Below are 282 nucleotides of genomic sequence, written 5' to 3' on the forward strand. Positions count from 1 at the left end.
GGCCAACTGAAGCAGAAATCTGGGAAGAAGCCGCGCCCCGACATGCCGTAGTTGCCCGCCCCGAACGACGCACCGCAATGCACGGTGATGCGTGGCACGGTGGCATTGGCCATGGCCTGGATCATCTTCGAGCCGTGCTTGATCATGCCCGCCTGCTCGGACTGCTTGCCGACGATGAAGCCCGTGGTGTTTTGCAGGTACAGCAGCGGCGTATCGGACTGGCAGCACGCCTGGATGAAGTGCACGACCTTCGTGGCGCCGGCCGGGTCCAGCGGACCGTTG

The 282-nt window shown here is 64.2% G+C and carries 1 protein-coding gene; it reads right to left on the reverse strand.

The genetic code is table 11. From position 1 onward, the window contains the following. On the reverse strand, positions 1-282 hold a 282-nt coding region (locus RVY79_RS19120; RefSeq protein WP_317466134.1), incomplete at both ends, for a carboxyl transferase domain-containing protein.

Source organism: Chromohalobacter sp. HP20-39, from assembly GCF_033052815.1.
Taxonomy (GTDB): Bacteria; Pseudomonadota; Gammaproteobacteria; order Pseudomonadales; family Halomonadaceae; genus Chromohalobacter.